Here is an 18,646-nt window from a genome sequence, read left to right on the forward strand (position 1 = left end):
TGTAATACGTGAAATCGTAATGAAGCGTCGAGCGATGCGACGATTAGCCTTCGACGACGGCCAGAATGTCGCTTTCGCTCATGATCAGGACTTCTTCACCGTCGACCTTCTGCTTCTCGACGCCGAAACCTTCCTTGAAAATCACGGTATCGCCAACCTTGACGTCCAGTGCGCGGACTTCGCCGCTTTCGAGGATGCGACCGTTACCCACGGCCAGGACCTCACCGCGGGTCGGCTTTTCCTGGGCACTGCCCGGAAGCACGATGCCGCCAGCAGTTTTCTGCTCTTCTTCTTTGCGACGTACGATGACGCGATCGTGCAAGGGACGGATTTTCATTGCTCACGTTCTCCTGATGGTTGCATGTTGCAAATGCACGTTCCCACATGAGCGAGGCTCAAGGGGTGAAGGCTTAGCCTTCCGGTTAATGGGCCTGATGGCCTAAAGCTATCGCTGTTGCCTTGATTGGGCCTTGCCGGTCGGTTTCAAGGGGCGAGCCAAAAATTTTCTCGCCTGGTGTCGTCTGTGTGGCAGACGATCGGATCAGCGATCCTTGCCCAGATACTCCCCTTCGATCGGCGTGTTCCCGTGTCGAGCTTGGTCATCGTGGGAAGCGCTCTCGGATCTGCGCCGACCGACGTCCCAGTCGCCGGGAGTGTCCCGTCCGCTCCCGCCAGCATGTCGCGTGCCGCGCCCGGACCACCGGCGCATCAACTGGCTGCTGCCGGGGAGCAGGCATAGTAGGCCCACGATGTCCGAAAGAAAACCGGGCGCTATCAACAGGATGCCGGCGAGCAGGAACGAGGCGCCGGCCATCAGTTCGTCAGAGGGAATCTGGCCCGCGGCCATGCGCTCACGAGCTCTCTGAAGCGTAAGCAGGCTCTCGCGGCGAATGAGATGAATACCGAAGGCGGCACTCACGATGATCCACGCCAGACTTGCCAGCAGACCGATCTTGGCGCCAAGGGTGAACAGCAAGGCGAAATCCGCAATAGCGAAAAGCGCCAGTAGGAATAGCAGGGGCATGGTGTCTCCGTCGTGACGCTGCCTGTTCAGCCAAGATGGAGACGATCGACAGGATTACAAGTATTGACGTTCCGGGGCCGTCGGCGACCCCGGAGACGATTACAGCGTCGCTTCTTCGGCCAGGTTGCTGACGGTTGCCTCACCGATGCCGTCGACGCGAGTCAGGTCCTCGAGGCTCTTGTAATCGCCGTTGGCCTCCCGGTCATCGACGATGGCTTGTGCCTTGACTTCGCCGATGCCGGGGAGGGTAGCCAGTTCTTCTGCCGACGCTTCGTTGATATTGATCGGGGTGTCCTGCGCCAGTGCGGGGAGGGCGCTGAAGCTGAGAAGCGAGAAGAGTGCTGCGTGAATCAAAGTCTTCATATCGATTTCCTTGATCGGAACAGGAAGGTGGATGAAGGCCGGTCATGCTCCTGGCCGGTCTTCATTCTGTGTATCGACGGCTGTTCCAAGGAATTAATGGGTAAATATCGCAGATTGTCGTAAGACAATGGCTACATGCCGGCGCCAGGCGGCGCTTCGGTTCGCTTCTGCCCCCGCAGATGCCTTCCATTCGGTATACTCCGCTCGAACTCGAATGCCGGAGACGATTCATGCCTTCCCCGAACTCGCCGCTCATCATTGCGCTCGACTATTCCGACCTGTCGCAGGCGTTGCCCTTGGTCGATGCGCTCGACCCGGCCCGTTGCCGCGTCAAGATCGGCAAGGAGCTATTTACTCGAGCGGGGCCGGCGGCCGTCGAGGCCATGCATCAACGGGGATTCGAGGTCTTTCTCGATCTCAAGTTTCACGATATTCCCAATACTGTGGCCGGTGCCGTCGAGGCGGCGGCGGATCTGGGGGTATGGATGGTCAATGTCCATGCCTCCGGTGGCCGTAGAATGATGGAGGCGAGTGCCGAGCGGCTGGCGCAGCGAGGGCTGAAAACTCATCTCATCGCGGTCACCGTGCTGACCAGCATGTCGGACGACGAGCTGCAGGAGATAGGCGTATCGGGCGACGCGCTGGCCCAGGTCGAACGGCTGGCCAGACTGACACAGGAGAGCGGGCTGGATGGCGTCGTCTGCTCGGCACGTGAAAGCGCGAGGCTGACGGAACTCTGTGGCGAGGCCTTTTTCAAGGTGACGCCGGGGATCCGTCCCGCGACGGCCGAGCAGGGGGATCAGCGACGCGTAATGACGCCGGAGGCCGCGATGGCTGCCGGCAGTACGCATCTGGTCATTGGTCGGGCGATCACTCAGGCAGCAGACCCGATGTCGGCGCTGACGGAGATCGAGCGTTCACTCTCTTGGCAGTAGCGTGATCATTCGCCTTCCAGACCGGCGACCGGCTTGGTGGTGCCCCAACTGCGGCAGCGAGGGCACTGCCAATGCAATTGTTCGGTACCGAAACCACAGCGTTGGCAGCGGTGGCGAGGCCGGATGCTCAGCAACTGGCGGGTGTGTTGCTTGAGCAGCTCCAGGCGATCGCGCTCTGCAGGATCGCTGTCGTCGAGATAGAGATCCATCAGATAGTCGATCCCGCGCAGGCTGGGATGCTCGCGCAATTGATCGCTGACGAAGGCGCAGGCGATATCGGCGCCTTGTCGTTGTCTCAGTGTGTCCGCCGCCATCATGACTACCGTGGTCTGCGGATTGTGCTGCAATTGCCTTTCCAGAAACTGCCACCAGCCGTTGTCGTCGTCGAGCAGGCGATACGCATCTCGCAACGGCTCAAGCACGATGGCGGTGAAGCTGGCGTCCTGTTCGGGGACGCGCTGCCAGAACCGCGCTGCATCACGATACTGGCCGATGTCCCATTCGAGCTGGCCCAGCATCCAGTTGGCCCGAACGCAGCGGTCATCGATACCCAGAGCCTGCTTCAACGCCTTGCGTGCCAAGGATGGGCTGCTGTTGTTGCGATGCTGGCTCGCCAGTTCGCAATGCCAGTGCGCGGCGGCTCGACGGATATCGGCATCCTGGCGCACCAGCTGTGGCTGGGCGGTCTCCAGAGCTTGTGCCCACTCCTTTTCTCGCTCGAACAGATCGACCAGCAGGCGTTTGGCGGCGAGCTTCTGCGAGTCGTCGACATGGCTTTTCTGCAGGGCCAGCAACAGCCGTTCCGCCCTGTCCAGCAGGCCGAGATTGAGAAAGTCGCGGGAGAGTTCGAGCTGTACCTGCCCGCTCTGAGAGGGCGTCAGGGCAGGGCGGGCGAGAAGATTCTGATGGATGCGCACCGCCCGATCGGCTTCTCCCCGTGAGCGGTAGAGGTTGCCTAGCGCGATGTGCGTTTCGACCGTGTCGCTATTGACTTCCAGGGCCTGCGTAAAAGTCTCTATCGCGCGATCGGGCTGCTCGTTGAGCAGGTAGTTCAGGCCGACGAAGTAGTCCCTCGGCAACGAACCGCGCGGCGGCTGTGGACGAGACCGGAACCGGCCGGACTCCCATCGCCCCAGAAACCAGCCGATGGCGATGGCTGCCACCAGCAACGCCAGTAGCAGAACATCGCTCATTCAGGGGCTTTCCTTGAACTCCTGCGTCCGGAGACGATCGAGTTCCTTGCGTTGTTGCTGATTATGACGTTGCGCCCGGGTCAGTAGGGTTCGCAGCCGCAGATACATGCCGGTCATGGCGAGCATGCCGAGGATGACGCCGCAGGCGAGAGCGACCAGAAGCCACAACGACAGCGAAGCCGGGGGCAGCTGTACCCAGATCAGATCCAGAGGCAGCGGCTGCTGGTTATTGACGGCAAAAAGAATGCCCAGCAGCAACACGACGATCAAGATGATGGCGAGAATGACGCCTTTGAGCCAGCGCATAGGTTTTCCTGGTGACGCACCGCCGACGGCTCATGCCGTCGTTACATATTGCGGTGGCAGCCGCCGACTCTGCGCCGGCTGCAGTGACTGGGAAGATCAATAGCCGAGCGCGCGGCTGGCATTGACCTGTTCGCGTAGTTCCTTTCCCGGTTTGAAATGCGGGACGTACTTTCCGTCGAGATCGACGGGGTCGCCGGTCTTTGGGTTGCGTCCGGTGCGGGGCTCGCGAAAATGCAGGGAAAAACTGCCGAATCCGCGAATTTCGACGCGCCCGCCCTCTGCCAGGGCGTTGGTGATGTCGTCAAGGATGACACGCACCGCGGCTTCGACCTCCTTCGCCGACAGTTCCGACCGGCGGGCGGCAATCTGCTCGATCAATTCAGACTTGGTCATCGACATTCTCCGTAAGGCCTCGGCCTGGCGGTGGGAGACCGCACAATGGGCGTCCGACGTCTGTTATTGTCGTCTCAGCATACTTCGCAACTTTCGAGAAAACAACGCATTAGCCGGTCACCGCGCGTTCCCGAATAGTGGTGGGGGATTCCCTTGGGTATAATGCAGCGCGACACATTCATTCAGTACACGGGATCGAGGATAGTCCATGTCAGACAACGAAGATGTCACGCGTCGACGGCTTTACTGGCATTCCCGACGCGGCATGTGGGAGCTGGACCTGCTTCTGATGCCGTTTCTCGAGGCCTGCTATGACGAACTGCCCCCTGGGGACAAGGAGCTCTATCGTGAGCTGCTGGCCCAGGAGGACCAGGATCTCTTTGTCTGGCTGATGCGTCGCGAATGGCCGCAGGACCCGGAGATGCGTCGCCTCGTCCAGATGATCGTCGAACATGCCGAAACCACTGACCGCAGTCGTCATCAGGCGCTCTAGGCTATCACTGGGTTTTCAACTCCTGCTGGCAGGAGGAGTGGCGCTCTATGCGAGCTGGTGGATCGATTGGCGGGTGGCTGCCATCATCGCGGTGGTGGCCATTGCAGCGGGGTATCGGCACTATCTCGAGACGCCAGAAAGGCTGTACCTGCGCTGTACATACGAACGGGAACGACCGGTCTGGGAAAGCTCGATCGACGCCCGTACCTGGCAAACGAAGACGTGTCGCCTGATTCGGCTGGGTCCGCTGCTCTCCGCTATCGATCTTTCCGGGCGACGAGTGTGGCTCTGGCCTGACAGCAGCGACGTGGATTCGTTACGTCATTTGCGCGAAACCTTGGCCGAACAGGTCGAACGTGCCGATTTCTCATCCTGAAGGTATCTTTCATGCCCATTGTGACGATCCAGCAATTTCCCCGTAGCGTCGAGCAGAAGCGCGAGCTTGCCGAGCGCATCACCGATGCGTTCGTGCAGGCATACGGACAAGCGCCCGAGTCGGTGCAGATATTTTTTCAGGAAACCGAGCAGGAAGATTGGGCGAGAGGCGGTCGTCTGGGTGTGGATCAAGCCTGAGCCTGAGGATCGCGATCCTGCGACTACCAGGCATGCGGTATCGACTACCGAATCAGAAACGGCCCCGTGATGCATGAACTGCATCGCGGGGCCGTTTCATTCAGCCGGCACTCGGCTTCCAATCGCTGTGGGGCCGGCGATGGGAACGCCTAGCGGCGACCGGCCAGGAAGCCGATGGCGAACCCGGCAAGGGCGGCAACACCCATGCTGCTCCAAGCGTTGCGATGAACGTAATCGTCAGTTTCGCGCCACGCCTCTTCTGCGTTTTCTACCAGCTCATGGCTGATATCGTCGGCGCGATGCCGGGCCCGATCGAGGCTCTTGCGGCCGCGGCGCTTGGCATCCCGGTAGTAATGGCGCGTGTCTTCACGGTAATTACGGCTCATGGATCGTCCTTAACCATTCGTCAATGTGTGGATCGGTGCACGTGACCGATCAGGTGGAAAACGGCTGTCAGCGCCGACTCAACAGCAGGGTCATCAGCACGCCGCCCAGCGCGGCGATACCGACACTCTGCCAAGGCTTATGTTGTACGAATTCGTCGCAACTCTCGCAAGTATCGCTGATCTGATCGTTCAGTCGACGACGTGAGCGGCTTGCCCAGCTGTCACGTGTCAGATAAGCCGTGGCGTAGGGTGACGGTTCGTCGATGCTTTCTTCAAGCGGTTCTTCTTCGGATGCCAATGCAGGTTCCTCCCGGATCGGATCATCTCCCAAATGCGGTGCGCGCTCGGCGGCGACTGCCATGTCTTCATCGATTCGGCTAGTCCCGGTGTCCTTGTCGTCACGATGGAACAGGCTCATGTTCATCCCTCCGGTTCGATGGAATAGCCTTCCGACTGGCTCACGCAATGGCACCATTGCAGCAGCATGGTTGCCTTAGTGTAGTTGCAATTCCGTTCCTTGCTAGGCTCGTGTGGTAGCCAAACCTCATCGACTGATTTCTTGGTCTCGTGTCTCGTGGCCGTGTATTTCGCGTTCGAGACGCCGGCTGACGTCGCCGGGTGAACCGGTACGCCGCGCTAGCATGTCGTAGGCCACCGGTACGATGAATAGCGTCAGCAGGGTCGCGGCGGCAACGCCACAGAAGATGACGGTACCAATGACGATGCGCGATTCGGCGCCAGGCCCGAAGGCCAGAATCAGGGGAACGGCGCCGGCCATGGTGGTGACGGTCGTCATCAGGATCGGCCTGAGACGAGTCACGGAAGCCTCGACCAGCGCGTCGGAGAAAGCCTGACCTTCGTCGCGCAACTGGTTGGCGAATTCGACGATCAGGATGCCGTTCTTGGCGGCCAGACCGACCAGCATGACCAGCCCCACCTGACTGTAGATATTGAGAGACTGCCCGCTGGCCCATAGGCCCAGCAAGGCGCCGCTGATGGCCATCGGTACCGTGAGCATGATGACCAGCGGGTGCACGAAGCTTTCGAACTGGGCAGCCAGCACCAGGAAGACCACGACGATGCCCAGGATGAGCAGGAAGGTCGTCGCACCGCTGGCTTCCTGGTAATCCCGGGAGGGCCCCTTGTAGTCGATGACCGCTTCGCTGGGCAGCTCTTCTTCCGCGATATCCTGCAGGTAGGCCAGCGCGTCGCCGATCGCGACCCCTTCCTGGAGATTGGCCTCGAGCGTGATCGCGCGCATTCGGTTGAAGCGGTTGAGCTCGCTGGCACCGGCAAATTCCGACACCGACACCAGGCTTGCCAGCGGAATCAGCTCGTCACTGACCGCCGAACGTACCTGCACGTTGTCCAGCGAGCTTGGGGCGCGCTGATTGTCACGTTCGCCTTCGAGGATGACGTCGTACTCTTCGCCGCCGTCGACATAGGTGGTGACGTTACGGCCTCCGAACAGTGTCTCCAGGGTATTGCCGATGGTGCTCACGGTAACGCCCAGCGCGGCGGCACGGTTGTAGTCGATCTGGATGCGCAGCTGTGGCTGGGTTTCCTTGTAGTCGCTGTCCACCGCCTCGAGGCCGCTGCTGTCGTCGCTTCGAATGCGGGTCAGCAGCCGATCGCGCCAGTCGGCCAGCTGTTCGTAGGTGCTGCCACCGATGACGAACTGGATCGGCTTCTCGACCCGGCCGCCAAAGCCCTGGCGCATCACCGGCGTGGCAGTGACGCCGGGCAGATCCGACAGCCGGCTGCGGACGTCGGCGAGGATATCCCAGGCCGATCGTCGATCGCCCCAATCATTGAGCGTAACGACGGCCATGCCATCGTTGAAGTTCTCGACATTGCCGAAGCCGCGGGGACCGCGAACCGACACCTGATTGATGTCGCCGGCGTCGACCAGCGTCATCAGGCGGGCCTCGATCTCGTCGTAGTAATCCTGCATGTAGTGAAAGGTCGCGCCGGGCGGCCCTTCGATCAGCACGAAAAAGGCGCCGCGATCTTCCTGGGGCGTATATTCGTTGGGCAGCTGTTGAAACAGCCAGGCGGTGAGTGCCAGCACCAGGGCGAACAGTCCGACCACGATCCAGCGCCAACGCAGCGCCCATAGCAGTGCCTGTCGGTAGATCGTCTGCGAACGGTCCAGCAGCCAGTGCACGCCATGGCTGATACGACTCTCGTGCATGCGCGGGCTGAGCAGTTTCGAGCACAGCATCGGTGCCAGCGACAGCGCCACCAGACAGGAGAGGCCGACCGACGCGGCAAGCGTCAGGGCGAACTCCGAAAACAGGCGGCCGATATCGCCCTGGAGCAGGCTCAACGGGATGAAGACGGTGATCAACACCAGGGTGGTGGCGATGACGGCGAAGCCGATCTGGCGGGTGCCCCGGAAAGCAGCGACCAGAGGCGTCTCGCCGTGGATCACCATGCGCCGGTGAACGTTCTCGATGACCACGATCGCATCATCGACCACGAGCCCGATCGCCAGCACCAGCGCCAGCAGCGTGAGCAAGTTCAGGGTGAACCCGAACAGCGCCAGAAAGATGAAAGTACCGATCAGCGAGATCGGTACCGTTACTGCGGGCACCAGGGTCGTGCGTATGTTGCCGAGAAAGACGAAGATCACCACCACGACCAGCCCCATGGCGATGAACAGCGTCGATACGACCTCATGCAGCGCGCCGGAAACGAACACCGACGAGTCGAAATTGAGCGACAGCTGCATGCCGTCGGGTAGCGTGGGTTGCAGCCGGGCCATCTCCGCCTTGGCACCGTTGGCCACTTCCAGCACGCTGGCGGTCGACTGCTTGATCATGCCGAGGCCCACCATCGGGACCTCGTTGCCTCGGTACAGCGAACGCTCCTCTACCGAACCGACCTCGACGCGCGCCACGTCAGCCAGTCGTACCAGATAACCGTCGTTGCCGCGGGCGACGACCAGATTCTGGAAGTCGGCGGCGGTGGTGAAGCTGCGCGGGATTCTCAGGGTGAACTGTCGATCGCGGGATTCGAGGAAGCCGGCGGGCAGTTCGACGTTCTCGCTCTCCAGCGCATCGGCCACATCGTCGACGGTCAGCTGGCGCGCGGCCAAGGCGTTGCGATCCAGCCAGACGCGCATCGCGTACTCCTTGCCGCCGCTGAGCCGCACCCGGGCCACCCCGTTCTGGGTCGAGAAGCGGTCGACGAGATAGCGGTTGGCGTAGTCGGTCAGCTCCGGGATGGTGTAGCCCTCTCCGGAAAGCGACAGCCAGATGATGACGTCGTCGCTGCTGTCGCTCTTCTCGATTTCCGGTGGCTCGGCCTGGTCGGGCAGGTTGTCGGCTACCGACGAGATCCGGTCGCGAATGTCGTTGGCGGCGCCGTCGATATCACGATCCAGCGAGAACTCGACGTCGATCTCCGATTCGCCGTCGGCACTACTGGATTCGATCGAGACGATACCTTCGATACCGGCGATGCGGTCTTCGAGCAGTTGGGTGATGCGCGTCTCGACGACGTTGGCGGAGGCGCCGGGGTAGTTGGTCTCGATGCTGACGATGGGCGGGTCGATGGCCGGATACTCCTGCAGGGGCAGGCGCTCCATGGCCAGCAGGCCGAAGGCGATCAGCAGCAGCGAAACGACGGTCGCGAAGACCGGACGACGGATCGATAGGTCGGAAATCCGCATCAGTTCCTGGCTCGCGATTCGTTGACCTGCGATTCGTTGATCTGCGATTCGGTGGCGCGGCGCTGACGCTCGAGGACTTCTTTGATGTCACCGTCGCTGACGTCCTCGGCGATCAGTTCGACGGGGTCGCCTTCGCGTACCTTGAGGGTGCCATGCGTCACGATACGCTGGCCGCTCTCGAGACCATCGATGATCTCGACCTCACCCTGGCGGCGTTCGCCGATGGCGACTTCCCGACGCGTGACGCTGGCGGGCTGGCCGGGTTCGATCAACCAGACGGTCTGGCGTTCCCCATCGGGCACCAGCGCGCTCTCCGGGATCGTCAGCGCCTCGCGGGCGGGCTGGTTCAATCGCACTTCCATCAGCATGCCCGGCAGCAGGCGCCCGTCGGGATTGTCCAGATTGGCGCGCACCACCAGGCTTCGGGAGACGGGGTCGATTCGGGTGCCGAGGGTGGCGACCTCGGCACGGAACGTGGCGTCGGGATAGCTCGGTGTCGTGGCGCTGAGCGTGAGCCCAGGATGCAGCACCGAGAGCAGCGTTGCCGGTACGGTGAAATCGAGCTTCATGGTATCGAGCTTGTCCAGCGTGACCAGCTCGGCGCCGGGGGTCACCAGCGCACCGACGCTGACGTCGCGCAGCCCGACGGTGCCTGCGAAGGGCGCGCGTAACCGATGATCGGCAAGCCGGGCGCGAATGGCATCGATTTCCGCTTCGCTCTGCCTGACCAGCGCGGCATTGTCCTCGAGCGTGGCACGTACGCCCAAATTGCGATCCTGAAGCTGTTGGGCGCGGTCGAGGGCGCTCCGGCGCTGATCGAGCAGCGCCTGGGCGGCCCGAAGTTCGGCCTGGGCCTGTTCGTCGTCGAGCTGGACCAGCCACTGACGGGCCTCGACGCTGTCGCCGTCCTCGAAGTTGATGGCACTGACGGTGCCGGTGAGCGTCGAGGAAAGGGTAACGCTCTCGTCCGCCTTCAAGGTGCCCAGAGCTTCGACCGGGTCTTGCCAGATCGAGGTGTCGACGGTGGCGCCGATCACTGCGATTGGTGCATCACTCTGCGTCTGAGCGAATACCGAGCCGGTATGGATCGAGCCGAACAGTAGCGCGGCAGCGGTTGCCAGGCTCGACAGTGTCGACGGTGACGGAAGGCGTCTGCGGAAAAGAGCGGGCGTCGAGCGGGTCACCGATATCATTGTCATAGTGGGCTGATGTCTGCGCTGCGTTACGATGTGTAAATGACGGAAGGATCGATGCGTCGTGAAGTCCTGTTACCCGTTAGTACCTTAACCCCTGCCGAATGAAAAGGGCGTGCCGCAAAATGGCTCTGTTAGAATGCCCGCCCAACCAGCAAGGCAAGGTCGGTGGACATGAAAACCTACGACGTCGTCATTATCGGCGCTGGCGCGGCCGGCTTGATGTGCGCGCTCACGGCGGGCTATCGCGGCCTTCGGGTGCGCGTCGTCGATCATGCCAATAAGGCCGGCAAGAAGATCCTGATGTCGGGTGGCGGACGCTGCAATTTCACCAACCTCGCGACCACGCCGGCGAATTTCTTCTCGGGCAATCCGCACTTTCCGATCTCGGCCCTGAAGCGCTACACGCCACACCATTTCGTCGAGCTGATCGAGCGGCATGGTATCGAGTATGTCGAGAAGGCGCCCGGGCAACTGTTCTGTGCCCATTCGGCCAAGGATGTCGTCGCCATGCTGTTGACCGAGTGCGAGTGGGCGGACGTGGAGGTTTCTCTTTCCACTGCCGTGAAACACATCGAGCGTCTCGGCGACGGTATGCAACTGGAGATCGATGGCGCCAGGGTAGAGGCGGGGGCCGTGGTCGTTGCCACTGGCGGCCTGTCGATCCCGACGCTGGGAGCCAGCGGTCTGGGCTACGATCTGGCTCGTCAGTTCGGGCTCGAGGTGACCGAGACGCGAGCGGCACTGGTACCCTTCACCGTGACGTCGCAGTGGAAGACATCGCTGGCGGCGCTAGCCGGCCTTTCCTGTCCGGTGGCGGCCAGATGTGGAGATGGTCAGTACCAGGAGCCGCTGCTCTTTACCCATCGTGGCCTGTCGGGGCCGGCGATGCTTCAGGCGTCGAGCCACTGGCGGCCGGGAATAGCGGTCGAGATCGACTGGCTGCCATCGATTCCTGTCGAGGAGACCCTGCGCAAGCTGCGCCAGGAAGCGCCTCGCCGGCATCTGGGAACCTGGCTGGGAGAGGTATTGCCCAAGCGGCTATCGCAGGCCTTGCTCCAGTGGCAGGGATGGAAGGATCGGCCGATGGCCGAGCTCTCCAATTGCGATATTCAGACGATTGCGCAGGGGCTCGGGGCATGGCAGTTCAAGCCGGCAGGCACGGAGGGATGGCGGACGGCGGAAGTCACCATGGGCGGCGTCGATACCGATGCGATTTCGTCGAAGACATTCGCGGTCAATGCGTTGCCTCAACTCTACTTCATTGGCGAGGTGCTGGACGTGACGGGCCAGTTGGGCGGCTTCAACTTCCAGTGGGCCTGGGCGTCCGGCGTCGCCTGTGGTCAGTCGCTCTAGGCTGAACGAAAAAGCGGCCACTAGGTCATAGTGGCCGCTTCTGAGGCTGAAGAGCGAGTATGGCGTCGCTTAGCGGTTGCGCCCGCGAGACGCTCGGTAGAGTGCCTTGCCGCGGTTGTACATCAGCAGTCCGGTCAGGGCGCGACGGAACAGTCGACCCGTCGAACGTGGCTTGCGCGCGCTGCGCATGGCCACCAGACTGCCGATCGCCATCAGCGGCACCTTCCAGCTCACGATCTTTTCCCAGGCATGGTCGATCGGCGCCGTGGCGTCGCGCCATTCACGCATGGCGGACGTCATGTCGAGGCGTTGCTGGAGAATCTCGTCCTCGAGGTCGTCGATCTGCTGCTGCCGAGTCCGTTCAGTCATGGGAAGGCCCCAGTGCCTCTCGATCGCGTTCGAGATGATGCAAGGTCGCGGCCATCAACTTACGTTGTTTGGCCACTCGCTTGGCCGAGAGAATCAGCGCGCCCGCGATGACGAAAAGCACCGCCGAGCAGATCCCGATGGCCTGCAAGCGGTTATCCTCCCAGTACACCACCACGACCAGCAGAAGCAGCATGCCGATGGCGAAGGAGAGCATGATCAGGCCAGCGCCCGCCAGCAGCAGCAGGGTCAACATTCGGTCGCGTTCGGCTTCCCATTCGACAACGGCGAGACGCAGGCGCGTCTCGCCACTGGCGATGAGGTTGGCGATCAGCCGCCGAGCGGCGGTGATGACGTTTTCAGCCGGACCCGCCATCAACGACGCCCCAGCAGCAGCCCCAGAACGACACCAGCGGCGGCGCCGATGCCGATGCTCGTCCAGGGATTCTCGTGCACGTACTGATCGGTGGCGTCCATCTGGCCCTTGGCGCTGGCATAAAGCTTCTCGCCACGGGCTTCGAGACGTCCGCGCGTCTCCTGCAGGCGCTGCTGGGCGCGTTCACGCATTTCGGAGATGTTGCTGCGCGAGTCGTCCGCCGTGGCATGGATCAGCTCTTCGACGGTTTGCGACAGGTTGCGCAGATCTTCCTTGAGTTGCTCGGTAGAAGCTTCGCGTTCGCGCTCGGGGCCGTTGCCGCCGATGGATTGCATGGTCATGGTCGTCTTCCTTTGACAGTCAATTAACGTGGATCAGCATAGACAGGCTATCTGCAGGGATCAACGAGTGCCAGGGATGCCGGCCAAAAAGGTATTGATGCTGAAGCCGAGGCCGAAACGCTGCACGTCGTGGTCGTAGTCGATCAAGCTTTCGCCGTAGCCCTGATAGTACTGCAGGAAGCCGCGAACCTTGCCGAACAGCGGAAAGGAGTAGTCGAGCTGACCGCCATAGTGGGCCTTGCCGGGGTTGCCGCGAACCATCAACGAAACTTCCTGGTCGCCGAAGGCGCGGACCAAGGTCAGGTCACCATAGCCGATATAGTTTTCCAGATCGGGGTTGTCGTCATCCTCGTCGTTTTCAGGAATGCGCCAGTGAGGGGCGACACTGAACGCCCAGTTGCCACGCTGAAATATCGATTCGGCATAGATTCGATTCCAGCTGCGTGACAGCGGATCCGAACGACCATTGGACTGATGCGCGAAGCCGACCCGGTTGATGGTGTTGGTCCAGCCCAGCACGGTCCATCGGTTATCGAAGCTCACGAAACCCTCGGGTTCATAATTGGTCTCGCGAAAGGGGGCCGATGCCTCGGAGTTGTAGGCTTGCCACCAGCTGCGCTGGGTATAGGCGAAATAGAGGTCGCCGTTGTCTCCGAACATGTCGTCGAGCAGCTTGATCTTGAAGCTCAACTGGAACTTGATTTCCGAATTGTCGACCTCGCCCTCGGAGGTGATCTGACGGAAATCGGCCTCGTCCGGGTTGGTGTTGTAAGTCCACGGCAGGAAGTAGTTGCGGCGATAGGTCGTGATCGCGAGCGGGTTCTCGGCGGTTTCCGCTTCGAGGTTACGGCGCACTTCCGCTTGCTCGTTCGCTTGTTGAACCGGGTCGCCATCGCTGTCCGGTGCCTGCGCAGTCGCCAACGGGGTGACCAGCACCCCCGCTAGTAGAAGACTGGTATGGCGCAGCGAACGAATGGGCGTCATAAGACTGTCCTGTCAAGATAATCCAGTGGATAGAAGCGCGATCAGGTCGATGACGATCAGGCTTCGTGTAGTCGAGTAGTGACGATTTCTAGCATGTCGCCGGCCTAAGTCAAACTCGGCAGGCACGCTTAACGGACGCCTCGGAATCCGCTCGTCCTGGCGTTAAACTCCGACTTCGATACGAATCGTACCGCGCGAGAGCGACGGTGGCCGCATGAACGGAGTTGGCGAGGAGAGGGCATGTCGGATTATCCGGCCGGGAGCGAGTATGTCAGTCAACCAGAGCCTCTTGCTCGGAGATCGTTAAACCCCACGAGGGCCAACGCTCTGATAATGACCGCCCGAGCGCCTGCGCCTGCTGTCTCTGTCGTCAAAGCCGTTTCGGTCGTCAAAGCCGTTTCGGTCGTCAAAGCCGTTTCGATCGTAAAAAAAGTGGCTCAGCGTATCACGTTCCTCGCGCTGGCATTGTGCATACTGATGACAAGCGCTGTCGCCCTGGCGCAACAGCAGGAAAGCCTGCCGACGCGCGACACGCTCGCTGCCGAACAGCAGAAGCTCGAGCAGATCGAGGCGCCTGATGAACAGCAGCAGGCGGCGATGGAGGATCTGCGAGTCGCGGTGCAGACGCTGGATTCGCTGGAAGCACTGCGCAAGGAGCTGAAGACGCTCGAGAGCTCGGCGCAGCAGGCACCCCGGCGAATTCGCGAACTCGAGCGCCAGCTTTCCGCACTGAGCGATAGCGAGGCCCCGGCAGCCGATACCCTCGATGGGCTCACGGTGGAAACGTTGAGCCAGAGAACGTCCGATGCCCTGGATCGGCTCGAAACCTTGCAAGGTCAATTGGCGTCGGTCAACGCGCGGCTGATCAGCGCGGAGACGCGGCCGGAACGAGCGCAATCTGCCATCGCCAAGGCGATGGCAGATGCCGAACAGGCACGAACACAGCTTCAGACGCCTGATAGTGACGAAACCCAGACCTTCGATCCGGCCCAGGCACGCTATCGACTGGAACTCGCGCTGGCCGAGCTGCAAGCCGAGTATCATCGCCGGGAACTGGCCAACAACACGCAGCTTCGCGAGCTCGATGCCCAGCGCCGCGACTTGCTCCAGCGCCAGGTTGCCATCGAAGAAGCCCGCCTGAATGCATTGCGGGCGGCGCTCGACCGGCAGCGGCGTGCCGAATCGGAGAAAGCCGTCGCCGATATCGGCGAGGAAGATCGGGCAGCGATCGCTGCGCACCCGGTGCTGCGTGATATCCAGGCGACCAATCGCGAGCTCAGCGACCAACTGCTCGAGGTCACCGACCGCACCAACGACCTGATCCGACGGGCCATCGATACTCGCTCGCAGCTCGATCGTGTGCGCCAGATCAAGCGCACGCTCAACGAACAGATCGACGCCATCCGCGGCAGCCCGCTGCTGTCGCGCATCCTCAACGAGCAGCGCCGAGCCCTTCCGGACGTCGACGAATTGGGCGGCCTGCAGGAGGAGATCGCCGAAACGCGGCTGAGCCAGTTCGATCTGGTCGAGCAGCGCGATGCCCTTCGTCAACCGAGGGCGTTGGCCGAGAAGAGTCTGGCCGATACCGACATCGATGTGACGCCAGCGTTGATTGATTCGCTGGTGAAGCTGTTCCAGTCGCGAAGCGACATTCTCGAACAGCTCGATCGTGAATACGGCAATTTGTTGACGGTGGCGATCGATCTGCAGCTCAATCAGGAGCAACTGGCCGAGCTCACCACGTCTCTTCGTGGCGTCATCGAGGAGCAGCTGTTCTGGGTCGCCAGTTCGCGCCCGCTGACACTGAGCTGGTGGCAGGATGCGCCCGGTCTTCTCGCCACCCAGGTGGGCGGAGACGCCTGGCCAGAGGCACTGGCGAGTTTCTGGCAGGTGCCGGATATCCATGCGCTGGCGGTCGTGCCGGTGCTGATTCTGGCCGGCGTGCTGCTGATGTCGAGGCGTCGAATCAAGGTCCGGCTGCTCAATCTTCATGAGCAGATCGGTCGTCTCAAGCGCGACACCCAGATGCATACCCCGCGCGCGATTCTCTACAACGCGTTGCTGGCCGCCCATGGCCCGATGCTGCTGGCCGTGATCGGCGGGCTGCTGAGACTGGGCAGCGATGCGTTCGCCGAGCGTGTGGGTGAGTCGCTATTGCAGCTCGCCCTGGCATGGGGCGTCATTGGCTGGACTCGTCGACTGCTGGTGTCGGACGGGGTGGCGACGCGCCATTTTCACTGGTCGGCCGGCTACGTGGCCCGGCTGCGCCGGCTGCTGTTCTGGCTGGGAATTTCGCTCATTCCCGTCATTCTCATCAGCGTCACCTCGCCCGGCAGCCAGGCCGAGCTATCCAGTCGGCCGCTGTTCCTGCTGTTGCTGCTGGCCGGCCTGCTGGCGATGAGCGTCATCCTGGTGCGGCTGATCCTCGCGCATGTGCCCTATTTCGGTCTCAAGCTGTTCCGATTGCTGCTGGGGCTGGCATTGGCGCTGGTGCCGCTGGTGCTGGCCGGGCTGGTCGTACTGGGCTACGAGTACGCGGCGCTGCGGTTGATCGGTCGGTTCATCAATTCGCTCTATCTCTTCGGATTGTGGATCCTGGTCGAGGCCACGGTGGTCCGCGGACTGGCGGTGGCACAGCGCCGCCTGGCCTATCGCCGGGCGGTGGCACGTCGGCGGGCCCAGATCCAGGAAGGGGCCGAGGGCGGGCTCGAGGTGGTCGAGGAGCCGCCGCTGGACATGGAGCAGGTCAACCAGCAGTCGCTGCGACTCTCCAAGCTGATCCTGTTCATCGGTTTTACCTTCGCCTTCTACCTGATCTGGTCGGATCTGCTCGAGGTCTTCTCCTATCTCGATCATGTCAGCGTGTGGGAAATCGAGCGGGGGCAGGGCGAGGCGATGACTTTGGATCCGATCACGGTGGCGGATGTCATCGTGGCGCTGGTCATGGTGGCGCTGACCATGATGCTGGCGCGCAACCTGCCCGGCCTGCTGGAGGTCATGGTCCTGTCGCGTCTGACGCTCAAACAGGGCAGTGCCTACGCGATCTCCTCGCTGCTCTCCTACACCATCATCGGCACCGGCGTGGTGGTCTCGCTCGGCACGCTCGGGGTCTCCTGGGACAAACTGCAATGGCTGGTGGCGGCGCTGGGCGTGGGGCTGGGCTTCGGCCTGCAGGAGATCTTCGCCAATTTCATCTCGGGCCTGATCATTCTGTTCGAGCGCCCGATGCGAATCGGCGACACCATCACGCTCGGCCAGCTCCACGGTTCGGTCAGCCGTATCCGCATCCGGGCGACCACGGTGACCGATTTCGACCGCAAGGAGATCATCATTCCCAACAAGACCTTCGTCACCGATCAACTGATCAACTGGTCGCTATCGGACAACGTGACTCGAGTGGTACTGACCTACGGTGTGGCCCACGGCTCGGATCTCGACGAGGTGCACCGGCTGATGCGACAGGCCGCGGACGAGAACCGCCGGGTATTGCGGGATCCCGAGCCGCAGGTGTTCTGTCTCAGCTACGGGCCGACATCGTTCAACTTCGAGCTGCGGATCTTCGTCAACGATCTGCTGGATCGGCTCTACGCCAGTGACGAGATCAACCGCCGGCTGGATCAGTTGTTCAAGGAACATGGCATTCGCGTGGCTTTCAACCAGATGGACGTCTGGCTGCATGGCGACAACGGCCAGGTGGCGAAGGTCCAGAGCGCCAGCGGAAACGAGGCGGCGCTGGGTTCGGAGCCTGATTCGCCCCCCCGGCCGCCAGCGGCACCCCGGAGTTCACGCCAGTCTCGCAGTGGTGACGATGGTCACCTGGGCGATGGAGAAGTCGGTGGCGCCGGACACGATGGCGGCGGCGATGGAGGAGGGGACGGCGGCCGTTGATCGCACCGCCTCGGAAATAGCGCGCCGTTCAACGGCGCAGTGCGTGGAGCAGAAACTCGCGGTTGCCGTCGCCACCCTGGATCGGGCTTTCCTGCCAATGGTCGATTGCCAGGCCGTGGGAATCGCAGGCCCGGTGCAGCGTGTCGGCGACCGCCGCGTAGAGGCTGGCATCGCGGACGATACCCCGCGAGTCGACCTTGCCGGGGCCGACCTCGAACTGCGGCTTGACCAGCGAGTAGAGCTCGCCACCCGGGCGCAGGACGCGGGCAACCTCCGGCAATATCAGCGTCTGCGAAATGAACGAGACGTCCATCACCACGGCGTCGATGCCGTCGGGCGCCAGGGCCTCCAACTGCGTCGTGGGCAACTGGCGGGCGTTGGTGCCTTCTAGGCAGATGACGCTGTCGTCGTCACGCAGGGAGGCATCGAGTTGATCGTGTCCCACCTCGATGCCGATGACCTTTGTCGCGCCGTAGCGTAACGCGCAGTCGGTGAAACCGCCGGTGGACTGGCCAATGTCGAGCACGGTGAGGCCGTCGAGGCGCCGGTCCAGCGTCTCCAGCAGCGCTTCCAGCTTGAGGCCGGCTCGCGAGACGTAGCGCTCTTCCGGCGCTTCGGCGATACGCAGTGCCGTCGTCTCCGGGAGTTTCTCGCCGGGCTTGGTCGCGACCTGCCATTTCCCCCCGGCGTTGATGCTGACGAAGCCTTGGCGAATCAGGCGTTGCGCCCGGGTGCGCGAACGCACGTGGGCGGTGACGAGTTGATCGAGTCGTTTCATGGCGTGCTCATTTCGGCGGTGC

General features: G+C 62.2%; 20 protein-coding genes and 1 pseudogene. 6 read left to right on the top strand and 15 right to left on the bottom strand.

Going from position 1 to position 18,646, the window contains the following annotated elements; translation table 11 throughout:
* Positions 1 to 43: 43 nt before the first annotated feature.
* From R5R73_RS08000 to R5R73_RS08010, 3 genes are all read right to left on the bottom strand, one after another.
* The gene (locus R5R73_RS08000; protein ID WP_071232843.1) at positions 44 to 337 is read right to left on the bottom strand and encodes a co-chaperone GroES; all 294 of its coding nucleotides are present in this window, start codon (positions 335 to 337) and stop codon (positions 44 to 46) included.
* Positions 338 to 541: 204 nt separating this feature from the next.
* A complete protein-coding gene (locus R5R73_RS08005; protein WP_322529382.1) occupies positions 542 to 1,024 on the bottom strand; it encodes an FxsA family protein in 483 nt (160 codons plus the stop codon).
* 99 nt (positions 1,025 to 1,123) lie between these two features.
* On the bottom strand, positions 1,124 to 1,387 hold the full coding sequence (locus R5R73_RS08010) for a ComEA family DNA-binding protein (RefSeq protein WP_322529383.1): 264 nt from the start codon (positions 1,385 to 1,387) through the stop codon (positions 1,124 to 1,126).
* A gap of 230 nt (positions 1,388 to 1,617) precedes the next feature.
* On the opposite strand from R5R73_RS08010, the gene pyrF reads away from it, so the two are divergent.
* Positions 1,618 to 2,322: an orotidine-5'-phosphate decarboxylase gene (gene pyrF, locus R5R73_RS08015; RefSeq protein ID WP_322529384.1), complete on the top strand. Its 705-nt coding sequence runs from the start codon at positions 1,618 to 1,620 to the stop codon at positions 2,320 to 2,322.
* A 5-nt stretch (positions 2,323 to 2,327) separates the two neighbouring features.
* On the opposite strand, the gene lapB is transcribed toward pyrF, so the two are convergent.
* The 3 genes and pseudogenes from lapB to R5R73_RS08030 form a co-directional block, all read right to left on the bottom strand.
* Positions 2,328 to 3,515, bottom strand: coding sequence for a lipopolysaccharide assembly protein LapB (gene lapB / locus R5R73_RS08020; protein WP_110635126.1), 1,188 nt, complete (start codon positions 3,513 to 3,515; stop codon positions 2,328 to 2,330).
* Entirely contained in the window at positions 3,516 to 3,821 is a 306-nt protein-coding gene (locus R5R73_RS08025; RefSeq protein ID WP_071232838.1) for a LapA family protein, read from the bottom strand.
* Between the two features lie 96 nt (positions 3,822 to 3,917).
* A pseudogene (locus tag R5R73_RS08030) lies at positions 3,918 to 4,229 on the bottom strand (integration host factor subunit beta); the annotation flags it as partial.
* Positions 4,230 to 4,422: 193 nt separating this feature from the next.
* On the opposite strand from R5R73_RS08030, the gene R5R73_RS08035 reads away from it, so the two are divergent.
* The 3 genes from R5R73_RS08035 to R5R73_RS08045 are packed head-to-tail and all read left to right on the top strand — an operon-like array spanning position 4,423 to position 5,280.
* The gene (locus R5R73_RS08035; RefSeq protein ID WP_071232836.1) at positions 4,423 to 4,707 is read left to right on the top strand and encodes a succinate dehydrogenase assembly factor 2; all 285 of its coding nucleotides are present in this window, start codon (positions 4,423 to 4,425) and stop codon (positions 4,705 to 4,707) included.
* Positions 4,667 to 5,083 (top strand): hypothetical protein, encoded by a 417-nt coding sequence (locus R5R73_RS08040; protein WP_167400672.1) that lies wholly within the window; start codon positions 4,667 to 4,669, stop codon positions 5,081 to 5,083. Before R5R73_RS08035 ends, R5R73_RS08040 begins: the two co-directional genes overlap by 41 nt.
* A gap of 11 nt (positions 5,084 to 5,094) precedes the next feature.
* Entirely contained in the window at positions 5,095 to 5,280 is a 186-nt protein-coding gene (locus R5R73_RS08045; RefSeq protein WP_110635117.1) for a tautomerase family protein, read from the top strand.
* Positions 5,281 to 5,429: 149 nt separating this feature from the next.
* Here R5R73_RS08045 and R5R73_RS08050 read toward each other — a convergent pair whose 3' ends face one another.
* The 4 genes from R5R73_RS08050 to R5R73_RS08065 all read right to left on the bottom strand — a co-directional run bounded on the left by R5R73_RS08050 (position 5,430) and on the right by R5R73_RS08065 (position 10,541).
* Positions 5,430 to 5,666, bottom strand: coding sequence for a DUF883 family protein (locus tag R5R73_RS08050; protein WP_071232833.1), 237 nt, complete (start codon positions 5,664 to 5,666; stop codon positions 5,430 to 5,432).
* A gap of 67 nt (positions 5,667 to 5,733) precedes the next feature.
* The gene (locus R5R73_RS08055; protein ID WP_139284355.1) at positions 5,734 to 6,084 is read right to left on the bottom strand and encodes a DUF883 family protein; all 351 of its coding nucleotides are present in this window, start codon (positions 6,082 to 6,084) and stop codon (positions 5,734 to 5,736) included.
* A 126-nt stretch (positions 6,085 to 6,210) separates the two neighbouring features.
* Complete coding sequence (locus R5R73_RS08060) at positions 6,211 to 9,342, bottom strand: efflux RND transporter permease subunit (RefSeq protein ID WP_322529385.1); 3,132 nt, start codon at positions 9,340 to 9,342, stop codon at positions 6,211 to 6,213.
* On the bottom strand, positions 9,342 to 10,541 hold the full coding sequence (locus R5R73_RS08065; protein ID WP_322529386.1) for an efflux RND transporter periplasmic adaptor subunit: 1,200 nt from the start codon (positions 10,539 to 10,541) through the stop codon (positions 9,342 to 9,344). Before R5R73_RS08065 ends, R5R73_RS08060 begins: the two co-directional genes overlap by 1 nt.
* A gap of 168 nt (positions 10,542 to 10,709) precedes the next feature.
* Here R5R73_RS08065 and R5R73_RS08070 point away from each other — a divergent pair, with 168 nt between their 5' ends.
* The gene (locus R5R73_RS08070; protein ID WP_322529387.1) at positions 10,710 to 11,891 is read left to right on the top strand and encodes an NAD(P)/FAD-dependent oxidoreductase; all 1,182 of its coding nucleotides are present in this window, start codon (positions 10,710 to 10,712) and stop codon (positions 11,889 to 11,891) included.
* 69 nt (positions 11,892 to 11,960) lie between these two features.
* On the opposite strand, the gene R5R73_RS08075 is transcribed toward R5R73_RS08070, so the two are convergent.
* From R5R73_RS08075 to R5R73_RS08090, 4 genes are read right to left on the bottom strand one after another with little or no spacing between them, the layout of a single operon-like run.
* Positions 11,961 to 12,260 carry a YqjK-like family protein gene (locus R5R73_RS08075; RefSeq protein WP_071232829.1) on the bottom strand — a complete coding sequence of 100 codons (300 nt, stop codon included), beginning with the start codon at positions 12,258 to 12,260 and terminating at the stop codon, positions 11,961 to 11,963.
* Positions 12,253 to 12,633, bottom strand: coding sequence for a phage holin family protein (locus tag R5R73_RS08080; RefSeq protein WP_087717877.1), 381 nt, complete (start codon positions 12,631 to 12,633; stop codon positions 12,253 to 12,255). The genes R5R73_RS08075 and R5R73_RS08080 overlap by 8 nt, the downstream gene beginning before the upstream one ends.
* Positions 12,633 to 12,974: a DUF883 family protein gene (locus R5R73_RS08085; protein WP_110635108.1), complete on the bottom strand. Its 342-nt coding sequence runs from the start codon at positions 12,972 to 12,974 to the stop codon at positions 12,633 to 12,635. Before R5R73_RS08085 ends, R5R73_RS08080 begins: the two co-directional genes overlap by 1 nt.
* 60 nt (positions 12,975 to 13,034) lie before the next feature.
* Complete coding sequence (locus R5R73_RS08090) at positions 13,035 to 13,958, bottom strand: phospholipase A (RefSeq protein ID WP_322529388.1); 924 nt, start codon at positions 13,956 to 13,958, stop codon at positions 13,035 to 13,037.
* 333 nt (positions 13,959 to 14,291) lie between these two features.
* On the opposite strand from R5R73_RS08090, the gene mscK reads away from it, so the two are divergent.
* On the top strand, positions 14,292 to 17,846 hold the full coding sequence (gene mscK, locus R5R73_RS08095) for a mechanosensitive channel MscK (protein ID WP_322529389.1): 3,555 nt from the start codon (positions 14,292 to 14,294) through the stop codon (positions 17,844 to 17,846).
* Positions 17,847 to 17,874: 28 nt separating this feature from the next.
* Here the strand turns inward: mscK and R5R73_RS08100 are convergent, their stop codons facing one another.
* On the bottom strand, positions 17,875 to 18,624 hold the full coding sequence (locus R5R73_RS08100) for a TlyA family RNA methyltransferase (protein WP_110635099.1): 750 nt from the start codon (positions 18,622 to 18,624) through the stop codon (positions 17,875 to 17,877).
* Positions 18,625 to 18,646 lie beyond the last annotated feature (22 nt).

Origin of the sequence: Salinicola sp. LHM (assembly GCF_034479735.1) — a bacterium.
Taxonomy (GTDB): Bacteria; Pseudomonadota; Gammaproteobacteria; order Pseudomonadales; family Halomonadaceae; genus Salinicola; species Salinicola salarius.